Genomic DNA, 20,207 nt, shown 5'->3' with positions numbered 1-20,207 from the left:
TGGTATGGTCACAGTACGTGAACAGTTACCTGAACAACTAACCGAGTTGTCAGAGGAAACGACTGTAGAGCATGCCGCCGAAACGCAAATCGGTTTAGCCTCATGGTTGGATCGGGTGCGTGAAATATTAGATGGGGCGGAGCTTGAACAACTTGAAAAAGTCGCTCATTTAACCCTGCAAAAAGAGTTAGATTCAACGGTTAATCATCGTTCCAATACTTTTGCTACAGGCGTTGGAATGGCCGATATTCTGGCACATCTTCACGTAGATGAAGATACTTTATCAGCAGCAATGCTTTATCGTAGTGTGCGTGAAGGCATTACCGATATAGAAGAAGTAAAACAGAAATTCGGAGAGCAAGTTTACAACCTTGTCAAAGGTACTTTGGCAATGGGTAAACTCTCAGAACTTATTGAAAAAAATAAACGGTTAGAAGATCACTTTAATAATAATCAACGAGAACATCTAAGCGGCATTTATAAAATGCTGATTTCGGTGACCGAAGATGTTCGTGTTGTTTTAATTAAACTTGCTGAACGTACTTATTCTTTGCGAGAGCTTGCAAATTCCTCTCGTGAACGCCAAGAACGTGTAGCGCGTGAAATCCTTACTATTTATTCGCCGTTGGCACATCGACTCGGTATTGCTCAGCTTAAATGGGAACTTGAAGATCTAGCGTTTCGCTATTTGGCTCCAGATCGTTATAAAGAGATTGCTTCATTACTCAATGAAAAGCGTTTAGAGCGTGAGCATTATATTCAGTTCGTCATTGACCGTTTGAAAAATGAGTTAGCGTCTTACGGCATTGAAGCTGAAATTACAGGGCGTGCAAAACACATTTATTCGATTTATCGAAAAATGAAGAGCAAAAACCTGAGCTTCGACCAACTTTATGACATTCGTGCCTTACGTGTGTTGGTCAATAGTGTGCCAGAGTGCTACCACTCTTTAGGTATCGTACATCAAATCTGGCGTCATATTCCGCACCAGTTTGATGACTATATTACCAACCCGAAAGCCAATGGTTATCGTTCTTTGCATACGGCTGTAATTGCTGAAAATAAATCTCTTGAAGTGCAAATTCGTACTCATGAGATGCATGATGAAGCAGAGTTAGGCGTATGTTCACACTTTAACTATAAAGAAGGTTCAAAGAATACCGACCATTCTTTTAACCATCGTTTGCATTCGTTACGTGCTGTTTTAGAACACTATCAAGAACGTAATGAAACGACGGTACATCAAAACGAAGATGAAACAGAAGGCTTTGACCAGTTACAAGACTTTGAAGGCTTTGAGAAGATTTATGTTTTCAGTCGCGATGGTGATATTAAAGAATTGCCGCGTGGCTCAACAGTTTTAGATTTTGCCTATCATGTGCATACAGAAGTAGGGAATAAGTGTTATGCAGCGCGGGTCAACCAGCGTTATGTACCACTTACCTATACTTTAAAAACAGGTGAACAGGTTGAAATTTTAACTAAAAAAGATCGTGAACCAAACCGTGACTGGTTGGTGAACTCTCTAGGTTATATTAAAACCTCTCGTGCACGTGACAAGTTGCGTCATTGGTTTAGACAGCAAGATCGTAGTAAAAATCTTGAAGTAGGTCGAGAACTTCTTAATAAAGAGTTAGCTCGTCTTGCGATTCATCCAAAAAGTATCGACCTAAACGATTATTCATCACATTTTAATGTGAAGACTGGCGACGACATTTTGGTGAATCTGGTCAGTGGCGATATTAGCTTACATGCCCTGATTAATCAGGTGAACCGCCAAATGCATCTAGATCAGGATGAGCCTGAACTAGTACTTAAACCAACATTAAATCCACGTGCCAGCCATACGCTATCGGCACATGGCATTTTAATTGATGGTTTAGACAATGTAGAGCTCCACATCGCTCAGTGCTGTCAGCCGGTGCATGGTGAATCAATCGCTGGATATATTACTTTGAACCGTGGTGTCAGCATCCATAAAGTCATTTGTTCTGACTATCAGCGTATGATTAAGCAAGAGCCAGAGCGTGCTGTTGAAGCTGATTGGGAAATGCAGCCAACACGTGGTCAAAGCGTTCAGATTGTGGTGGAAGCTTATGATCGTCGTGGTCTGCTTAAAGACTTAACTCAAGTGATTTTCTCTGACCAAATTAATATTCGTCAGGTCAATACAATTTCTGAGGCAGATGGTATTGCTAATATGAAGTTGCTCATTGAGGTTAAAGGTTTAGCGCAGCTTTCTCGTTTATTGGCTCGCCTAGAGCAGCAACCTGGAATCATTAGTGCGCGACGCATGATTCAAGGCGTTTAATAAATTAAGTAAAAAGGCTGTCAAATGACAGCCTTTTTATTGCAAATTACTTTCTAGATAAATAAATATTGGTGAGTCGATTTAGAAACTGAGGACTCAACGTTGATAGTTGATAAAGCAGTTTGGTTTTTATACCCACTGGAGTATGCGTAGGCGTCCAAAAATGAGCTTTTTTCTCTACAAGCGTAAGTACCTGCTGAGCAATATCATTGGGGGTTAAATCTATCCCCATATTTTGAATAGTGCCTGCATCCATATTGTTAACCATTGCAGTTTGTACAAATAGCGGCATCACATCTAAAACGCGAATACCATATTTTTTCCATTCCACATCTAAACCTTCAGTAATTCCGCGAACAGCAAATTTACTGGCTGAATAAGAGATCAAATCAGCTTGACCATAAATTGCAGAAGCTGAAGAGAGATTGATAACACGTGCAAAAGACGCTTGCTTTAAGTAAGGGAGAGCAGCGTGACAGCCATTGATTACACCGTTTACATTAATATTTATTGTTCTTTGATGAGCTTTAATATCAGTCGTTTCAAACGCGCCAGAATATAAAATACCTGCATTATTTACCAAAATATTAAGTTCACCAGCCCATTCGGTAAATTCTTTTAATATGTGTTGCCACTGGCTGTAATCACTTACGTCTAGATAGCCGGCACGGGCATTTGAGCCTAAGTCATTTGCTAGTTCCTGAGCAAGCGATTCATTAATATCGTAAATGCCTACTTTATATCCTTGTTTGTAGAATACACGTGCAATTTCAGCCCCAATACCTTGAGCGGCACCACTAATCAGAATACTGTATCTCATCTTTTTTCTCTTTGTCAGTACAATAGTGCGACTGATTTAATCGCTTTGATTTTGATCATAACAAATTAAAATCTTAGATTGACTGACCGACTTTTTAAACTTGAGGGTTACCATGGATAAATTGCTTAAAATCATGCAAGAATTACGTGAAAAATGTCCGTGGGATCAACAACAAACCCCAATCTCACTGACTAAATATGCGATTGAAGAGGCATATGAAGTCGAGGCGGCCATTCGTCAAGGCGATATTAATGAAATTAGAAATGAGCTAGGCGATTTGTTATTACAGGTTGTGTTTCAATCACAAATGTTTAGTGAGCAAGGCGCTTTTAATTTTCAAGATGTTGTTGAGGCAATAAGTGAAAAGTTAATACGCCGTCATCCCCATGTTTTTCAGGCAGATCAATTTAATAATTTAACACCAGAACAAGTAAGTGAGCTTTGGAAACAAATTAAACAACAAGAAAAACAAGGCAAGCCGCAATCAAGATTAGATGAAATAAAGCATGGGCCAGCATTGTTGCAGGCACAAGAAATTCAAACAAATGTAGCTAAGGTTGGGTTTGATTTCGAAACGGTAGAAGATGCGTATGAAAAACTAGAAGAAGAGTTGGATGAGTTTAAGCAGGCCCTAAAAAATCAAAATATTGATGAAATTCAAGACGAATTTGGAGATTGCCTGTTTTCATTAGTCAATGTTGGACGTAAACTTGCGATTTCAAGTGAAACATCACTTTTATCGACAATACATAAATTTAGAAGCCGTTTTGCTTTTATTGAAGATCAAGCCCAAAAACAGCAAAGAACATTAGAAGACATGACCCTGTCTGAAATGGATGAATTGTGGAATCAGGCAAAGCGGCAGTTAAAGTTAGGGGAAAAAACACATGCAATTCAGCATGAATCTTTGGAAAAATAAGCACAATATTTTCATTATTTTATTTTGGAGCGTGATTTCATCAACTTTTGTTCAGGCTCAATCTTTTGATCAAAATTTTAAGGAGTGGAAGGCTAAACAGCAGATGTATGATCAGAAGTTGAGCATGCAACACGCCTCTCATTCTAATAGTCCAAAAAGCTCAGTTATGACTGATTCATCAGGACAAATTCATTTGAATCAAGCCAATATTGATGAGCTCCAAAAGCTAAAAGGTATTGGTGAGAAAAAGGCTCAGGCAATTGTGGAATACCGTCAAAAGAATGGCGGCTTTAAAAATATTGATGAATTTAAAAACGTAAAGGGTATTGGTCCAGCCATTTTTGAAAAGAATAAAACGCGTTTGACTTTATAAATCATCTGTCTGTCAATTATCATTTCATGCGCAAACTACAGAGAATCAAATTGCCCTTTGTGTGCGTTAGAGCTATGATTAGCGACAACTTGTTATTTACGTCCTGACGTAGGAGACAGCGTCTTTTGCAAACCTTGCGAGCGTCAAAATGTGGTTTGTCCACAGCCCAACTTCCTTCTTCGATTTTAGATGTGATCGATAGCCTGACTAAAGCTGGCTATGAAGCTTATATTGTTGGGGGTGGTGTCCGTGATTTAATGCTAGGGCTTAATCCTAAAGATTTCGATGCAGTCACTAATGCAACACCTTCCCAGATTAAAGAAGTTTTTGGTCGACGTTGTCGAATCATTGGCCGTCGATTTGAATTAGCACATGTCTATTCAGGGCGTGAGCTTATTGAAGTTGCAACCTTCCGTGCTCCTCCAAAAAAAGCAGTCACCAGTGCTTCAGGCATGATTTTACGTGACAATAACTGGGGAACCATCGAACAAGACTTTGCTCGCCGTGACTTTTCAATCAATACGCTATATTACCAACCGCGTAAGAGTATTGTGCTTGATTTCTGCAAAGCAATTGATGATGTAAAAAATAAAACTCTACGTTTATTGGGCGATCCGGCACAGCGCTTCGAAGAAGACCCAGTGCGTATGCTGCGAACTCTACGTTTTGCAGCCAAGTTAAATTTCAAAATTGACTCAGATATTCTCAATATATTTGATGCAGAGATGACGCAACTATTGCGTGATGTCTCTCCACATCGTTTATATGATGAATCTCAGAAGCTCTTTACAATGGGACATTTGGCGCGTGTTTTGCCAATGTTGATTGAGTTTGGTGTTTGGAAACAACTCTTTGCCGATATTCAGCCTAACCTCACTCCATTTATTTTAAGAGCAGCAAAGAATACAGATCAACGTATTCAGGTTGGTAAAACAATTAACCCTGCATTTTTCTATGCAGTCTTATTGTGGCAACCATTTTTAGAGCGTTGTGAATTTTATTTATCTAAAGGTGTGGTACCAGCTGAAGCTCGTGCACAAGCTGGTTTAGATGTCTTAAAACGTCAAGCAACCCGCACAGTGATTCCTCGTTTTGCAGAAACTTTTATTCGTGAAGTTTGGGAAATGCAGACCCGTTTGCTTAATCCGAAACCACAGCAAATTGAAGCATTGGCTGGACACGCGCGTTTCCGAGCTGGTTTTGACTTCTTGTTACTTCGTGAAAAGTCAGGTGATGACACTACGCAAGGAATGGGAAGCTGGTGGGAAGCCTACCAAGAAATGTCGAATGACGAAAAAGAAGCAGCAATTAGCCAGTACAATCGTCAGAAGGCTAGAAACCGTCGTAAAGCTGTTGCTGAACCTGTTGAAAACAATAAAGTTGAGATGGAAATCGAACCTTTGGTTGATATTCCTGAACCACGCAGCCGTCGTGGGAAAAAAGAACGTGCTCGACAAGAACAATCGATGGGTCGTTTCGTTGAAAAAGCCACTGCTTCAGAAGCTGGGGTGATGGGCGACCATCCGATTTTGAAGCGTAAGCGAGTACAACGCGATTTAAGCCAAGTTATTTTTGGGCCAACGCAATGACAACGAAGACCTATATTGGTTTAGGAAGTAATTTAGGCGATTCACGCCAAATCTTATCTGAAGCCATTACTAAGCTTAAAACTTTAGGTGAAGTGAAAGTTTCTAAACTTTATCAAAGTCCGCCTATGGGTCCTCAAGATCAACCAAATTATTTAAATGCAGTTGCAGAGCTAAATACGGATCTCACGCCTTTAGATTTGTTAGACCAGTTACAGCGATTTGAGCAAGAGGCTGGTCGTGTACGCCTTCGTCGTTGGGGGGAGCGTACATTAGATCTGGATTTGCTTATATATGGTGATAAAAAAATTCAAAATGAGCGCTTAACTGTGCCACACATTGGAATTCTAGAGCGAGATTTCGTTGTAATTCCTTTATTAGATTTAGATGCTGATTTACATATTAACGATCAGCCACTTAAAAATTTAGAACTCATACAGCAGCCCACGCTGACTGTACTTGCTGATGAGTCTTGGGCTTAGAGCCTGACTTATTACGTTCTGCAAACTCCTGTAGAGGATACCATCATGATTAGTCTAAGTGACTTAAGAAAATTTAAAGCCGAAGGACGTAAGTTCTCTTGTCTAACTTGTTACGATGCGAGTATGGCAAAAGCAATGGAACTTGCTGAAATTGATACAATCTTAATTGGTGATTCTCTTGGAATGGCAATTCAAGGTCGTGACTCAACTTTACCTGTAACTGTTGAGGACATGGCTTATCATACAGCGGCTGTGCGTCGCGGTAACCAGCATGCTTTGATTATGACTGACTTACCATTTATGAGTTATGCCACCTTAAATGATGCTTTGCAAAACGCAAGAACAGTTATGCAAGCTGGTGCTCAGATGATCAAAATCGAAGGTGGCGCGTGGCTAAGTGAAACTGTACAAGTGTTAACACGTAATGGTGTACCTGTATGTGTACATTTAGGTTTAACTCCTCAATCTGTACACGTATTTGGTGGTTACAAATTACAAGCTAAAACACGTGAAGCAGCTGATCAACTTATTGCTGATTGTACGGCAGTGGTTGAAGCAGGTGCGGCAGTTCTATTGCTTGAGTGTGTTCCTGCTCAGTTGGGACAAGAAATTGCTGAACTATTTCCAAATACACCTGTGATTGGTATTGGTGCGGGTAATGCGACTGATGGTCAGGTACTTGTAGTACAGGATATGTTGGGTTTAACTTTTGGTCGAGTTGCGCGTTTTGTGCGTAACTTTATGAAAGAACAATCTGGAGAAACAGCAATCCTAGACGCTTTTAAAGCTTTTCATGCTGCCGTGCAGGATCAGTCATTTCCAGCCAAAGAACATACTTTCCACGTTGAGCTGTAATTCATGAAAACAGAAACCACCATACAAGGTCTTGCAGCTTCTTTAAATCCTGCTAGAGCTGCGCGTAAAATTATTGGTTTTGTCCCAACAATGGGAAATCTACATGAAGGACATCTCACACTTGTTCGTGAAGCGAAAAAGTTATGTGATGTTGTGGTTGTTAGTATCTTCGTAAATCCAACTCAATTTGGACCGGGTGAAGATTTTGATAACTATCCTCGCACTTTAGAACAAGATAGTCGTCTATTAGCCGATGTCGGTTGTGACATTATTTTTGCACCATCAGTTGAGCAAATGTACGGTACTCAGCCACGTTTAACCAATATAAGTGTTAGCCAAATTACTGATGCTTTATGTGGTAGTTCACGTCCTGGGCATTTTGATGGCGTAGCTTTGATAGTAACCAAACTCTTTAATATTGTGCAACCTAACTATGCTTTCTTTGGTCAAAAAGATTATCAGCAATTAGCAGTGATTCGTCAGTTTGTACAAGACTTAAATATCCCACTCGAAGTAATTGGTGTGCCAATTGTTCGTGCAGCAGATGGCTTGGCTCTTAGTTCAAGAAATGGTTATTTAAGTCCTGAGCAACGTCAGGTCGCTCCGGTTATTTATCAGAGTTTAAAGCAAGCTGAGCAGCATTTACATCAAGGCAAAGATCTACAACAAGTTTTAGAGGATATCAAAACTCAGTTGACAGATAATGGGTTTGTTGTGGATTATGTCGAAGCTCGTCAGTCAAATCTGTTACCTGCTACTCAGTTTGATCGTGATATTGTGTTGTTCATCGCGGCAAAATTGGGTGCAACTCGTTTGATTGATAATTTAGAAGTTGCCTTTACACCTCAATAAACAGATCAAAGGACAGCCATGCCATGAAGCGTATACTTATCGTGACAGGACAGTCTGGTTCAGGAAAATCTTCGGCTCTCCAAGTGTTAGAAGATTTGGGCTATTACTGTATTGATAATTTGCCTTTGGCATTGCTGCCCGAAATTGTGGCAAAGCTAGATCATGAAAATAATCTAGAGCAGTTGGCATTAGGTGTGGATGTTCGAAGCACTCGTGCAGATATGCAAGAGTTCGATCATGTTTTTGAGCAACTACAAAAACATGGCACAGTTGATGTGATTTATCTGACTACGCAAGATCAGGATTTGATCGCACGTTTTAGTGCATCGCGTCGCCCGCATCCATTGGCCAATCGTTTTAAAAGTCTGTTGCAATGTATTCATGAAGAAAAGCAGTTACTGCTGCCAATTCAGTTCCGCGCTACGGTTCATATTGATACAACGGATAAAAGTGTTCATGATTTAAAGCATATTTTACTGTCTAAATTGGGGCAGTCAGATAAGCTCATCGTGATATTGCAATCATTTGGATATAAACACGGCATTCCTTTAGATGCTGATTATGTTTTTGATGTACGGCATTTACCAAATCCGCATTGGGATTTAGAATTGAGACGGTTTTCTGGTTTGGATGAGCCAGTAAGACAATTTTTAGAAGCAAGTCCGCAAGCAAACGAAATGTTTGATGATATTCTTCACTTCTTAAAAAAATGGCTTCCAGCATTTGCTGAAGGACATCGTCACTATATGACGATTTCTATTGGTTGTACTGGTGGTCAACATCGTTCCGTTTATATCGTAGATAGACTAAAACAAGCACTTGAGGCAGAATGGTCTGTTCAGGTCTTACACAGAGAAATGAAGCACTGGTCATGATAGACACAACTGTTGATGTAATTAATAAACTCGGTTTACATGCTCGTGCATCAGGAAAACTGATAGAGGTCACTACAAAATTTCGTTCGTCGATCCAAATTGGAAAAGGCGATCATTTAGTAGATGCAAAAAATATTATGTCTTTGCTGATGTTAGGTGCAGGTAAAGGGACCACTTTGCGATTGGTCATTGATGGTACCGACGAAGAGCAGGCATTAAGTGAAGTACAGGCGTTATTCGCCGCAAAATTTTATGAGGCAGATTAATCGTGGCACGTCGTCCCCAACGTTATACTGAAGAAGATTTTGGCTCTTTAGAAGGACGTGCAAGTAAAACAGAACAGAAAAAAGCAGTTCAACGTATGGCTGCTTTAGGTGAGCAATTAGCACAACTTTCTGTTAAACAGATTCAAAAACTCCCAGTTGATGAACGTTTAATTGATGCGTTAATGGAAGTACAGAACATTAGTTCTTTTGAAGCTCGTCGTCGTCAGTTTCAACGTATTGGTAAATTATTGCGTAATGAAGATGAGACCGTTATTTTGTCTTATTTAACTCCGCAGCAAGGCGCAAAAAAGCAGGCTCAATTGATGCGTTGGGTTGATCGTATGATCGAACAAGGCGACCCTGCAATTAATGAATTTAGTAAAATTTATAATGCATCGGAGCGTCACACCTTGCGTCAGCATGTGTTGAGAATCAACCGTGATAAGAATCAACAAGTGAGTGAGGCAGAGCTTGAGGCATCAAAAGGTAAATTTGTAAACTATGTACAGCAAATTGCTTTATTGTCTGATCAAGGCTAAATGCTCTTCCATAAAAAGCGACGCTCAAGGCGTCGCTTTTTTATTTATACATTTTCAGCCCGTTCTTTTGCCCATTCACGCAATATAAATTTCTGTAATTTACCTGTCGATGTTTTCGGAATTTCTGTAATAACCACATCTTTAGGCACTTTAAAGCGCGCTAATTCTTTTTGGCAGTGTGCAATAATTTCTTCAGGTGTTGCTGTAGTACCCATCTTTAATTCAATAAACGCGCATGGTACTTCTTGCCAACGTGCATCGGGTTTAGCGACTACCGCAGCGGTTAATACAGCAGGGTGTTTATACAAAACATCCTCTACTTCTAAAGATGAAATGTTTTCTCCACCTGAAATAATGATGTCTTTCGAACGATCAGTAATTTTTGCATAACCATCTGGGTGACAAACGGCTAAGTCGCCCGTGTGAAACCATCCGCCAGCAAAGGCTTCTTGAGTGGCTTTAGGGTTCCTTAAATAGCCTTTCATGACAATATTGCCACGGAACATGATTTCTCCCATGGTTTGACCATCATTAGGCACAGGTTCCATAGTCTCGGGATCTAATACACGCATGCTGTCTTGTAATGGGTAGGGTACGCCTTGACGGGAATGAAGTTGGGCTTGTTCAGCAATTGATAGCTCATTCCATCCAGATTGAGAAGCGCATAGTGCAGAAGGCCCATAAGTTTCTGTTAAGCCATATACATGGTTTACGTTAATCCCCATGTTTCGCATCCCTTCAATAATGGCAACAGGTGGAGCTGCCCCAGCAACCATGACTTCAACATGGTGATCAAAGTTCGTTTGTTTTTCTTTAGGTAAGTCAAGAATCATTGAAAGAACAATAGGCGCACCACAGAAATAATCAACTTTATGGGCTGCAATCAATTGCATGACTAATTCTGGATCAACTTTGCGTAAACAAATATTGGTTCCACCACTTGCTGCTATGCTCCATGCAAAACACCAGCCATTACAATGAAAGAGGGGTAGTGTCCATAAATACACAGCACGCGGTTTCATTCCACAAGCCAAGATATTGCTTGCAGCATTAAGATAAGCCCCGCGATGATGATAGACCACGCCTTTGGGATTGCCTGTAGTGCCAGATGTGTAATTTAAGCTAATCGCATCCCATTCATCTTCTGGTAAATGCCAAGAGAAGTTAATATCGCCTTGAGCGATCCACTCTTCATATTCAAAAGAACCTAAAAACTGATTTTCGCCTTTATATTCTGTATCAGCTACATCAATCACAATAATGTGTTGATTCGGAATAAGTGAGAGGGCCTCTCTTGCTAAATTCACAAATTCAGGGTCAACCAACAATACTTTACTTTCAGCATGTTCCAGCATGAAAGCGATTGTTTTTGCATCTAAACGTGTATTGAGAGTATTAAGTACCGCACCAGCCATAGGAACTGCAAAATGCGCTTCAATCATGGCTGGAATATTTGGCAATAAGACAGATACCGTATCATTTTTCTCAATTCCCAGTTGCTTGAGCTGAGATGCAAATTGACAGCAGCGCTGATAAGTTTCTTTCCATGAAATTTGGCGTTTACCATGAATAATCGAAGCTTGATTCGGGTAAATATAAGCCGCACGCTCTAGGTAGCGTAGAGGTGATAACGCAACAAAGTTTGCGGGTGTGCGTGGTAACTCATCATAAGCACTAACCATGTGAAACAACTCCGTGTTCTATTTTTAATTCATTCTTTGAACATATGATTTAATATTAATCAAAGCATTTATGCTTTAGTCTTAAAGAACGATACCATCCAGTCAAAAAATGAGCAGAAATGCTATTTTCTTCATCTTAAACCACTTGTGTTAAACATGTTTAAAAATTATCTCAACATATTTTTTAAGTCATTTATTGCTGTTTACGCGATAAACAAAATGTATTTATGATTTTATGGACCCAAAGGTTTTCACATTGCTTGAACAAGTGTAAAATCTTTCAGGTTTTTTTAACTTTGATTTACACCGTTTTTATATTTTGAGGTTCGCCTCGATCATAATCTCGCGGTGAAATGCTCCTTCGTATAGGGCATCACTCCTTAAGGATTTTTTTATGCCAATTATCACATTGCCAAATGGCGATCAAAAGAGTTTTGATCACGCTGTATCTGTTATGGAAGTTGCCCAAAGTATCGGGCCTGGTCTAGCAAAAAATACTGTTGCTGGCCGTGTAAATGATCGCTTAGTTGATGCATGTGACTTAATTACCGAAGATTCGACCTTACAAATTATCACTCCAAAAGATGAAGAAGGTCTTGAAATTATTCGCCATTCTTGTGCACACCTTGTAGGGCATGCTGTTAAACAGCTTTTCCCAGAAGCCAAGATGGTGATTGGTCCAGTCATTGAAGAAGGTTTTTACTACGACATCTGGATGCCACGTCCTTTTACCTTGGATGATATGGCAGCTATCGAAGAGCGTATGAAAAAGCTCATCGATCAAGATTACGATGTCGTTAAAAAAATGACACCACGTGATGAAGTTATTGCTGAATTTACTGCGCGTGGCGAAGAATATAAATTACGCTTGATTGCAGACATGCCTGAAGAAACACAAATGGGCTTGTACTACCATCAAGATTATTTGGATATGTGTCGTGGTCCACACGTACCGAATACCAAATTCTTAAAATCATTCAAGCTCACTAAAATCTCTGGTGCATACTGGCGAGGTGATGCGAAGAATGAACAGCTTCAACGTATTTATGGTACGGCATGGGCAGATAAGAAACAGCTTGCTGCGTACATTAAGCGTATTGAAGAGGCTGAAAAGCGCGACCATCGTAAAATTGGTAAAGCTTTAGACTTGTTCCATATGCAAGAAGAAGCACCAGGTATGGTGTTCTGGCATCCAAACGGTTGGACGATTTACCAAGTTCTTGAACAATACATGCGTAAAGTTCAGCAAGACAACGGTTACCTTGAGATTAAAACACCGCAAATTGTAGACTTTACATTGTGGGAAAAATCAGGTCATGCGGCGAACTACGCTGACAACATGTTTACGACTCATTCTGAAAATCGTAATTATGCCGTTAAGCCAATGAACTGCCCATGTCACGTGCAAGTTTTCAACCAAGGTTTGAAGTCTTACCGTGATCTACCGATTCGTTTAGCAGAGTTTGGTTCTTGTCATCGTAACGAACCATCAGGTTCTTTACACGGCATTATGCGTGTACGTGGCTTTACACAAGATGACGCACATATTTTCTGTACTAAAGAACAGATCGGTCAAGAAGTTGCAGATTTTATTAAGCTGACTTTAGAAGTTTATAAAGATTTTGGCTTTGAAGAAGTGCAAATGAAACTTTCTACACGTCCAGAAAAACGTGTCGGTGATGATGCACTTTGGGATATGGCTGAAAAATCTTTAGCAGATGCTTTAGATGCAGCGGGTCTGGAATGGGAATTACAACCTGGTGAAGGCGCGTTCTATGGTCCGAAAATTGAATTCTCATTGAAAGACTGTCTCGGTCGTGTATGGCAGTGTGGTACTATTCAGTGTGACTTCAACTTACCAGAACGTTTAGATGCGTCTTATGTGACTGAAGACAATGATCGTGATCAGCCTGTGATGTTGCATCGTGCAATTCTTGGCAGTTTTGAGCGTTTTATTGGTATACTAATTGAACACTACGCTGGTTTCATGCCACCTTGGTTGTCGCCGTTACAAGCATGTGTCATGAATATTACCGACTCTCAAGCTGAAGCTTGTGAGAAAGTCGTAGCAAAACTCAAAGAAAATGGCCTTCGTGCTATTTCTGACTTGAGAAATGAAAAAATCGGATTTAAGATTCGTGAGCGTACTCTAGAGCGTATTCCTTACCTATTAGTTCTTGGTGATCGAGAAGTTGAAGAAGGTACAGTGAATGTGCGTACCCGCTCAGGAAAAAATTTAGGTACTATGTCAGTAGATGCATTCATTGACTTAGTGAAGTCTGCCGTCGCCGAACGTGGCCGGTATATTGTGGAGTAAGAAAGATTAAACAGCCTGACCGTAACCAACAACAAGGTGCAAAAAGCAACCGTCCAGCAATTAACGACGAGATCCGTGCAAAAGAAGTACGCCTCGTTGGCGCTGACGGTGAGCAAAAAGGAATTGTTTCATTAAATGAAGCACTGCGCGCTGCTGAAGAGGCAGATCTTGACCTAGTTGAGATCGTTGCAAACGCCGAGCCGCCTGTTTGTAAAATTATGGATTACAACAAGCACTTGTTTGACCTTAAGCAGAAGCAAAAAGATGCGAAGAAAAAACAGCATCAAGTGCAAGTGAAGGAAATCAAACTGCGCCCTGCAACTGATGTTGGTGATTATCAAGTTAAGCTTCGTGCTATTTTGAAATTCCTTGAAGAAGGAAACAAAGTGAAAATCACTTTACGTTTCCGTGGTCGTGAAATGGCTCACCAACAACTTGGCTTAGCTCAATTACAAAAAATTGAAGCAGATGTCGCTGAGTTTGGGGTTGTGGAACAAGCACCTAAAATGGAAGGCCGTCAAATGGGTATGTTACTTGGACCAAAAAAGAAAAAGTAATACTCAAAAAAAGCACTGCAAAAGCAGTGCTTTTTTATATCCTCATCATAATAAAAAAGATGATTAAATTTTCTTTGTTCAGTTTTCTTTAAGACAATTGCGATATCTTTTAAAAGAAATTCAATTCTTGAATTTTATGTATTTTTTAGTGTTGGAAACCTCATCGTTTCTCTTAAAACATGCTATAACGCAAGATGCAGTCATGATAACGATGAATAGGAAATAGAATGATTGATCTCTATTATTGGGGAACTCCCAATGGACATAAAATCACAATTGCCTTAGAAGAAATGGGACTGGATTATACTCTTTACCCCATCAATATTTTAGAAAATGATCAATTTCAACCAGACTTTCTGAGAATTTCTCCAAATAATAAAATTCCGGCAATTGTTGACCAAGATGGACCACGTGGTGAGCCAATTTCAATATTTGAATCAGGCGCTATTTTGCAATATTTAGGTCGGAAAACTGGATTATTTTATCCAGCAGATGAGCAAGAGCGAGTTGAAGTTGAACAATGGCTCATGTGGCAAATGGGTGGGCTAGGACCTATGCTTGGGCAGAATCATCATTTTAACCGCTTTGCACCAGAAAAAATTCCATACGCTATAGACCGCTATGTAAATGAGACTAAACGTTTATATGGCGTTTTGAATAAACAGCTCATTGGTCAGAAATTTGTTGCAGGTGAATACTCGATTGCTGATATGGCAATTTTACCTTGGATCTTGCGCTATGAATGGCAGGGTATCCAATTAGAGGATTACCCTTATGTCCAAGAATACATTGTTCGCTTAACGGCACGTCCTGCGATTCAAAAAGCATTGTCTATTAAAGTAGCTTGATTTTTGCGTGGATTTAATAAATGTTTAAAGCAAAAAGTCATTTGGTTTGATGAGTTATGCTGAGTTACTTTTTGCTTTTTTTAAGTGCTTTTGGGGCGGCCACATTATTACCGTTACAATCAGAAGCTGTGCTCGCTACCTTATTATTAAAAAAAGAACACTCAGCTTTTCTTCTCATTTCTATTGCCACTTTTGGAAATGTACTGGGCTCGTGTGTGAACTGGTGGCTTGGTTTAAAAATAGAGAAGTTTAAACACAAAAAGTGGTTCCCAGTTTCTGAAAAACGCTTAGAACAAGCTCAGCGTTTTTATCATAAGTATGGGTTTTATTCGCTGCTTCTAAGTTGGACACCTGTGATTGGTGACCCACTTACTTTAGTTGCGGGCTTATTCAAAGAAAATTTTTGGCGCTTTTTAATTATAGTTTTGATTGCTAAAGCAGGACGCTATATTTTTATTTATTGGATGATTACAGATTTTATTTAAGATAAAAGCATCCGAAGATGCTTCTATTAAAACGATTTAATTAGTCTTCTGAGCTTTTAGTAATATCGACTTTAAAGAGATCATTGGTTTTTAGCCAACAGAAGGTGACTACTGCAAGTGTCATACAACCACCAAAAATGGTCGCTGCAATCGTTCCTAAATATTTAGCTGCCAACCCTGACTCAAATGCACCAAGCTCATTACTTGATGAGACGAACATCCCGTTTACGGCAGCAACGCGTCCACGCATATTTTCTGGCGGAAAAATTTGCAAAATGGTTTGTCTAACCACAACTGAAATGCTGTCACAAGCACCTGTCATAGCCAACGCAAATAGTGATAACCACATGTTATTTGAGAACGCGAAAAGAATCGTGAAAACACCAAATCCTGCAACAGCAAGTAGCATGTTACGCCATGCATGTTGAGTTGGCGGGAAGCGAGTCAAAGCAATCATAGTGAAGAGCGCTCCAATAGAGGGTGCCGCACGTAAATATCCCAGTCCTTCTGGGCCGACTTTTAAGATATCTTCTGCAAAAATTGGTAATAATGCGATGACTCCACCAAATAAAACAGAAGCTAAATCAAGAGAAATTGCCCAAAGAACAATTTTAGTTTTCCAGATAAAACGGAAACCATCTCCTAAACTTTCTAAAACATTAGCAGTTTCAATTTTAGGGAAAGTACGCTTATGCAATAGGTTAATTAAGATAAAACAAATAGCAAGTAAAACCGCAACACTAAATAAGCTTGTTTCTCGGCCTAAATAGGCAAGCATGAAACCACCAAGCATTGGCCCCATAATTACACCACTTTGCCAACCGATTGTCGTCCATGTTGCACCATTTGCATACAGTTCACGAGGAATCAAAAATGGTTTTAAAGACGTTGCAGAGGGATTATAAAACCCACGTATAGTACCTAAGCCAAAAATAACAGCATAAATACCCCAAGAAAGGAAATTTACGCTGATATGACCTAAACCATGCAGATGGAACAGCGACCATAGTACTAAAGGAAGAGGAACCGAGAAAAATAAACAGATTTTCATAATAATCTGTTTATTAAACCTATCTGCAAAATAGCCACCCCAAAGAGAAAGAGCAATAAAAGGAATGGCTTCTGCAAGTCCTATTAAACCTAGAGTCAGAGGATCTTTGGTGATTTGATAGAGTGAGTAAGCAACAATAATTTCTTGAATCAGAATTGCTAAAGTTAAGCAAAATTGATTAATCGTAACAATTGAGAAATCTCTGTAGCGTAAGGCAGCAAATGCATCATGTTTCTGCATTAGGAATATCGTATGTTGATAATTTGATCGTATTATAAATGGAAAAAAGCGCAGGTGCTTTATTTATTATTGATATTGCTAACACCGTGGAAGGCGAAAAAGTCTTTCTTTGCATCATAAAAACAGTAACTAATAGTTTTAATTTTAGTCAGCATACTATAAAATACGCGCTTCCTTACCTGCAGGTCGATTTTGCAATGGTGCGATCGTGCCGAACAGGTGCCCAAAAGAGGTTACTATGGCTAAGTTAAAAACTCGCCGTGGTGCAGCTAAACGCTTCAAAGCGACTGCAAACGGTTTTAAGCGCAAACAAGCATTCAAGCGCCACATTTTGACCAAAAAATCTGCTAAACGTATCCGTCAATTACGCGGCTGTGTAATGGTTCATGTTTCTGACATGAATTCAGTTCGTCGTATGTGCCCATACATCTAAGGAGATTATAAATGGCTCGTGTAAAACGTGGTGTAGTGGCTCATCGTCGTCACAAAAAAATTCTTGCTCGCGCTAAAGGTTACTACGGTGCTCGTTCACGCGTTTACCGCGTAGCGTTCCAAGCGGTAATCAAAGCTGGTCAATACGCTTACCGTGACCGCCGTCAAAAGAAACGTCAATTCCGTGCTCTATGGATTGCGCGTATCAATGCTGGTGCTCGTCAAAACGGTTTGTCTTACAGCCGTATGATCGATGGCTTGAAAAAAGCTCAAGTGATCATCGACCGTCGCGTATTAGCTGACATCGCTATGCATGATGCAGTAGCATTTGCTGCTTTAGCTGAAAAAGCTAAAGGTGCATTAGCTGCATAAGCTTAGAGATTCAAAGAAAGACCGCTTTTTAGCGGTCTTTTTTATTTTTAGTGGTTCTATTTTAAAAAGAGATAACAATCAGAGATAAAAGACGAAAGACGAAAGACGAAAAATTTCTAAATAATTTAATTCAAAAAGTACAGCAAGGTCATCAGGTCAAATATTTATATTTCTGGGGGCATATTCCTAAGAAAGCTGATGTTGTTGATAAGAGTTGTTTTAGTCAGTGGTTTCCTGCGCAATTTGAAGTAGAGGGTATTAAATACTTTACTGCTGAACACTATATGATGGCGCAGAAAGCAAAATTATTTAATGATGAAGAAATTTTTGCACGAATTTTGCAAGTTAAACATCCTAATGAAGCGAAACAGCTAGGTCGTAAAGTGCGTAATTATGATGAACAGGTATGGCAAGAAAAGCGTTTTGACATCGTGGTGCGAGCAAACTCTGCTAAATTCTCTCAGCATTCGGAATTGAAAAAATTCTTATTAGCAACGAAAGATCGTATTTTGGTTGAAGCATCTCCAGTCGATAAAATTTGGGGAATTGGTATGGCACAAGATCATCCACATATTCAAGATCCATCTCTATGGCAAGGACTAAATTTGTTGGGTTTTGCTTTAATGCATGTTCGAGAGCTACTTTTACCTGAGTAGGTTGGTGTGAGACCAATCAATACTTCACTTTAAAAATAGTGGTGTGAGGGAAGTGAATTGAAATCATTAAATGACATGGATATTCGTATAGCATCACTTAAGGATGCATTATCTATTGCAGAAGTACATGTACAGGGCTGGAAAGAAACCTATACAGGTATAATTAAGCAAGAAATATTAGATGAGCTTAAAGTACTAGATAAAGAACAATTATGGAAAGAAATAGCCCAAAGCCCTGATCATAAGTTATTTGTCTATACTGAAAATGGGTTCGTGAAAGGCTTTCTCGATGGTTATTTAAATCCAGACAATAATATTGCTGAAATTATGGCTTTTTATCTTTTAAAAGAAGTTCAAAAGCAAAGCATTGGACGTGAGTTATTTCAAAAGTTCTACCAATGTGCTTTAAATCAAGGATACAGTTTTATTCGCTTAGAAGTCTTTAATAAAAATCCAAGTCGTTTCTTCTACGAAAAAATGGGAGCTAAATTAATTGGGGAAACCGAACTACCTGAGTTCGGCCCCGAAATAACAGAGTTACTTTATCAATGGGAACTCTAATCTTTAAAGACCAAAATAATAAGCCAAAGCACAAATAATAATTGTCAAAACAATCAGCTTAATAACGCCTAAACCATTGCCTTTATGGTGGTGAGACTTGAGATGCTGCGGATTTTCATTTGATTGTTCAAATGGAGAAGGTTTAACTACAGGCACCATCTGAGCTGTCTGATAATGGTTGGCAACTTTCACAATAAGCTTGGCGAACAAATCATCAGTTTTTTGTGTAAAGTTTCTTAGGTTGATGAGCTGTTCTTGATCTAGTTCTTCTCCTAAAGGATCATTTGCAAGGCGTTTCTTTTGTTCTAAATAATTGGCTAATGCTTGTGTACGAGATAAAAGTTGATGAGCATAATCTGCGGGATAATTCTCTGGAATTAATGCAAGTTTTGGCTCTAAGCTTTTAATATTTGTACCATCAAAAACAGCTTTTTGAAATTCTGGTTCCTCAAAGCCTGCTGCGTACTTACTCTGGAATAATTCACTATCCATAAAATCGGCTATTTCTTGCCATGGCGGATTTTTTAAATCAACTTCAATTTTTTTTGATAATTTTTCATTGAGTTCAAAACGCCAGAAAGTTTCTAAACGAAGCTCACAGGTTTGTGAGGCAGGGGCTTCGAATTCGTTATCATTGTTATACCATTCGGCAAGCTCATGGCCAAAAATCCATGCAAACTTCTTATCGTTTTGATGACTCACAATAAAATGAGTATAAGGTAAGAGCTCGACATTGCTATTCGGATTTTGCTCTTCATTGAGAAGGCTTGATAAATGTAAGCTAAGCTTTGTGGTGCCTTGTTTTTTTAATGCTTCTAGCCAAACTTGGAAGTGTTGAGCCAATAAATGCTGAGAATTTAAGTCACGAAACTGAAAACTATGATGGTCGAAAATATGATGTTGTCGCCATTGGTTAAAGCTTAAATTCTGACGGAGGTATTCATTACCATATGTCACAAGCGTAAGTTGTTGTTTCCAAATCTCATTAAGCGCCATAATAGTTGATCTCATTGACGATGCTATTATCTTATACGTTTTGTCTTTTTGTTGCCTAATACATTTTTCATGATGGATAAACTTCATCAATTCGATGAAAAACTGTTAGAATGCAGTGTTTTATTATATTTT

At 39.3% G+C, this 20,207-nt stretch carries 23 protein-coding genes; 19 read left to right on the top strand and 4 right to left on the bottom strand.

What is annotated here, in order from left to right; genetic code table 11:
• Positions 1 to 4 precede the first annotated feature (4 nt).
• Entirely contained in the window at positions 5 to 2,311 is a 2,307-nt protein-coding gene (locus ACXM0J_RS15570; protein ID WP_017482389.1) for a RelA/SpoT family protein, read from the top strand.
• A 46-nt stretch (positions 2,312 to 2,357) separates the two neighbouring features.
• Here the strand turns inward: ACXM0J_RS15570 and ACXM0J_RS15565 are convergent, their stop codons facing one another.
• The gene (locus ACXM0J_RS15565) at positions 2,358 to 3,131 is read right to left on the bottom strand and encodes an SDR family oxidoreductase (protein WP_032007082.1); all 774 of its coding nucleotides are present in this window, start codon (positions 3,129 to 3,131) and stop codon (positions 2,358 to 2,360) included.
• A 112-nt stretch (positions 3,132 to 3,243) separates the two neighbouring features.
• Here ACXM0J_RS15565 and mazG point away from each other — a divergent pair, with 112 nt between their 5' ends.
• From mazG to yjgA, 9 genes are all read left to right on the top strand, one after another.
• Complete coding sequence (mazG, locus tag ACXM0J_RS15560) at positions 3,244 to 4,050, top strand: nucleoside triphosphate pyrophosphohydrolase (RefSeq protein ID WP_017482387.1); 807 nt, start codon at positions 3,244 to 3,246, stop codon at positions 4,048 to 4,050.
• Positions 4,019 to 4,423, top strand: a complete 405-nt coding sequence (locus ACXM0J_RS15555; protein ID WP_032007083.1) for a ComEA family DNA-binding protein — start codon at positions 4,019 to 4,021, stop codon at positions 4,421 to 4,423. Before mazG ends, ACXM0J_RS15555 begins: the two co-directional genes overlap by 32 nt.
• A 125-nt stretch (positions 4,424 to 4,548) precedes the next feature.
• On the top strand, positions 4,549 to 6,012 hold the full coding sequence (pcnB, locus tag ACXM0J_RS15550) for a polynucleotide adenylyltransferase PcnB (RefSeq protein WP_086264971.1): 1,464 nt from the start codon (positions 4,549 to 4,551) through the stop codon (positions 6,010 to 6,012).
• A complete protein-coding gene (gene folK, locus ACXM0J_RS15545; protein WP_086264972.1) occupies positions 6,009 to 6,491 on the top strand; it encodes a 2-amino-4-hydroxy-6-hydroxymethyldihydropteridine diphosphokinase in 483 nt (160 codons plus the stop codon). Before pcnB ends, folK begins: the two co-directional genes overlap by 4 nt.
• 45 nt (positions 6,492 to 6,536) lie before the next feature.
• Complete coding sequence (panB, locus tag ACXM0J_RS15540; RefSeq protein WP_002117298.1) at positions 6,537 to 7,346, top strand: 3-methyl-2-oxobutanoate hydroxymethyltransferase; 810 nt, start codon at positions 6,537 to 6,539, stop codon at positions 7,344 to 7,346.
• A 3-nt stretch (positions 7,347 to 7,349) separates the two neighbouring features.
• On the top strand, positions 7,350 to 8,198 hold the full coding sequence (gene panC / locus ACXM0J_RS15535; protein WP_086264973.1) for a pantoate--beta-alanine ligase: 849 nt from the start codon (positions 7,350 to 7,352) through the stop codon (positions 8,196 to 8,198).
• Between the two features lie 23 nt (positions 8,199 to 8,221).
• Positions 8,222 to 9,073 carry an RNase adapter RapZ gene (rapZ, locus tag ACXM0J_RS15530; protein ID WP_005066272.1) on the top strand — a complete coding sequence of 284 codons (852 nt, stop codon included), beginning with the start codon at positions 8,222 to 8,224 and terminating at the stop codon, positions 9,071 to 9,073.
• Positions 9,070 to 9,339, top strand: a complete 270-nt coding sequence (locus ACXM0J_RS15525) for an HPr family phosphocarrier protein (protein ID WP_021510640.1) — start codon at positions 9,070 to 9,072, stop codon at positions 9,337 to 9,339. Before rapZ ends, ACXM0J_RS15525 begins: the two co-directional genes overlap by 4 nt.
• 2 nt (positions 9,340 to 9,341) lie before the next feature.
• A complete protein-coding gene (gene yjgA / locus ACXM0J_RS15520; protein ID WP_086264974.1) occupies positions 9,342 to 9,878 on the top strand; it encodes a ribosome biogenesis factor YjgA in 537 nt (178 codons plus the stop codon).
• Between the two features lie 44 nt (positions 9,879 to 9,922).
• On the opposite strand, the gene ACXM0J_RS15515 is transcribed toward yjgA, so the two are convergent.
• Positions 9,923 to 11,560 carry an acyl-CoA synthetase gene (locus ACXM0J_RS15515; protein ID WP_086264975.1) on the bottom strand — a complete coding sequence of 546 codons (1,638 nt, stop codon included), beginning with the start codon at positions 11,558 to 11,560 and terminating at the stop codon, positions 9,923 to 9,925.
• Between the two features lie 394 nt (positions 11,561 to 11,954).
• Between ACXM0J_RS15515 and thrS the strand changes: the two genes are divergently transcribed.
• The 4 genes from thrS (at position 11,955) to ACXM0J_RS15495 (ending at position 15,767) form a co-directional block, all read left to right on the top strand.
• Positions 11,955 to 13,877, top strand: a complete 1,923-nt coding sequence (gene thrS / locus ACXM0J_RS15510) for a threonine--tRNA ligase (RefSeq protein ID WP_002117224.1) — start codon at positions 11,955 to 11,957, stop codon at positions 13,875 to 13,877.
• Positions 13,878 to 13,882: 5 nt separating this feature from the next.
• Positions 13,883 to 14,434 (top strand): translation initiation factor IF-3, encoded by a 552-nt coding sequence (gene infC, locus ACXM0J_RS15505; protein WP_075383312.1) that lies wholly within the window; start codon positions 13,883 to 13,885, stop codon positions 14,432 to 14,434.
• A gap of 227 nt (positions 14,435 to 14,661) precedes the next feature.
• Positions 14,662 to 15,282 (top strand): glutathione S-transferase N-terminal domain-containing protein, encoded by a 621-nt coding sequence (locus ACXM0J_RS15500; RefSeq protein WP_033849283.1) that lies wholly within the window; start codon positions 14,662 to 14,664, stop codon positions 15,280 to 15,282.
• Between the two features lie 56 nt (positions 15,283 to 15,338).
• Positions 15,339 to 15,767 (top strand): YqaA family protein, encoded by a 429-nt coding sequence (locus ACXM0J_RS15495; RefSeq protein WP_086264976.1) that lies wholly within the window; start codon positions 15,339 to 15,341, stop codon positions 15,765 to 15,767.
• A 40-nt stretch (positions 15,768 to 15,807) separates the two neighbouring features.
• Here the strand turns inward: ACXM0J_RS15495 and nreB are convergent, their stop codons facing one another.
• A complete protein-coding gene (gene nreB / locus ACXM0J_RS15490) occupies positions 15,808 to 17,058 on the bottom strand; it encodes a nickel resistance MFS transporter NreB (protein ID WP_086264977.1) in 1,251 nt (416 codons plus the stop codon).
• Positions 17,059 to 17,096: 38 nt separating this feature from the next.
• On the opposite strand from nreB, the gene ACXM0J_RS15485 reads away from it, so the two are divergent.
• The 5 genes from ACXM0J_RS15485 to ACXM0J_RS15465 all read left to right on the top strand — a co-directional run bounded on the left by ACXM0J_RS15485 (position 17,097) and on the right by ACXM0J_RS15465 (position 19,079).
• Complete coding sequence (locus tag ACXM0J_RS15485; protein ID WP_032062463.1) at positions 17,097 to 17,309, top strand: hypothetical protein; 213 nt, start codon at positions 17,097 to 17,099, stop codon at positions 17,307 to 17,309.
• Positions 17,297 to 17,491, top strand: a complete 195-nt coding sequence (gene rpmI / locus ACXM0J_RS15480; RefSeq protein WP_002054552.1) for a 50S ribosomal protein L35 — start codon at positions 17,297 to 17,299, stop codon at positions 17,489 to 17,491. The genes ACXM0J_RS15485 and rpmI overlap by 13 nt, the downstream gene beginning before the upstream one ends.
• Before the next feature lie 11 nt (positions 17,492 to 17,502).
• Positions 17,503 to 17,862 carry a 50S ribosomal protein L20 gene (gene rplT / locus ACXM0J_RS15475; protein ID WP_000124858.1) on the top strand — a complete coding sequence of 120 codons (360 nt, stop codon included), beginning with the start codon at positions 17,503 to 17,505 and terminating at the stop codon, positions 17,860 to 17,862.
• A gap of 77 nt (positions 17,863 to 17,939) precedes the next feature.
• Complete coding sequence (locus ACXM0J_RS15470) at positions 17,940 to 18,518, top strand: NADAR family protein (protein WP_086264978.1); 579 nt, start codon at positions 17,940 to 17,942, stop codon at positions 18,516 to 18,518.
• A gap of 57 nt (positions 18,519 to 18,575) precedes the next feature.
• On the top strand, positions 18,576 to 19,079 hold the full coding sequence (locus tag ACXM0J_RS15465) for a GNAT family N-acetyltransferase (protein WP_086264979.1): 504 nt from the start codon (positions 18,576 to 18,578) through the stop codon (positions 19,077 to 19,079).
• A gap of 3 nt (positions 19,080 to 19,082) precedes the next feature.
• Here ACXM0J_RS15465 and ACXM0J_RS15460 read toward each other — a convergent pair whose 3' ends face one another.
• Positions 19,083 to 20,075 carry a hypothetical protein gene (locus tag ACXM0J_RS15460; RefSeq protein WP_086264980.1) on the bottom strand — a complete coding sequence of 331 codons (993 nt, stop codon included), beginning with the start codon at positions 20,073 to 20,075 and terminating at the stop codon, positions 19,083 to 19,085.
• Positions 20,076 to 20,207 lie beyond the last annotated feature (132 nt).

The organism is Acinetobacter sp. GRABPA_MV_2 (assembly GCF_056725885.1).
The sequence above is the reverse complement of the archived record's forward strand: the minus strand, read 5'-3'. Positions and strand labels throughout refer to the sequence as shown.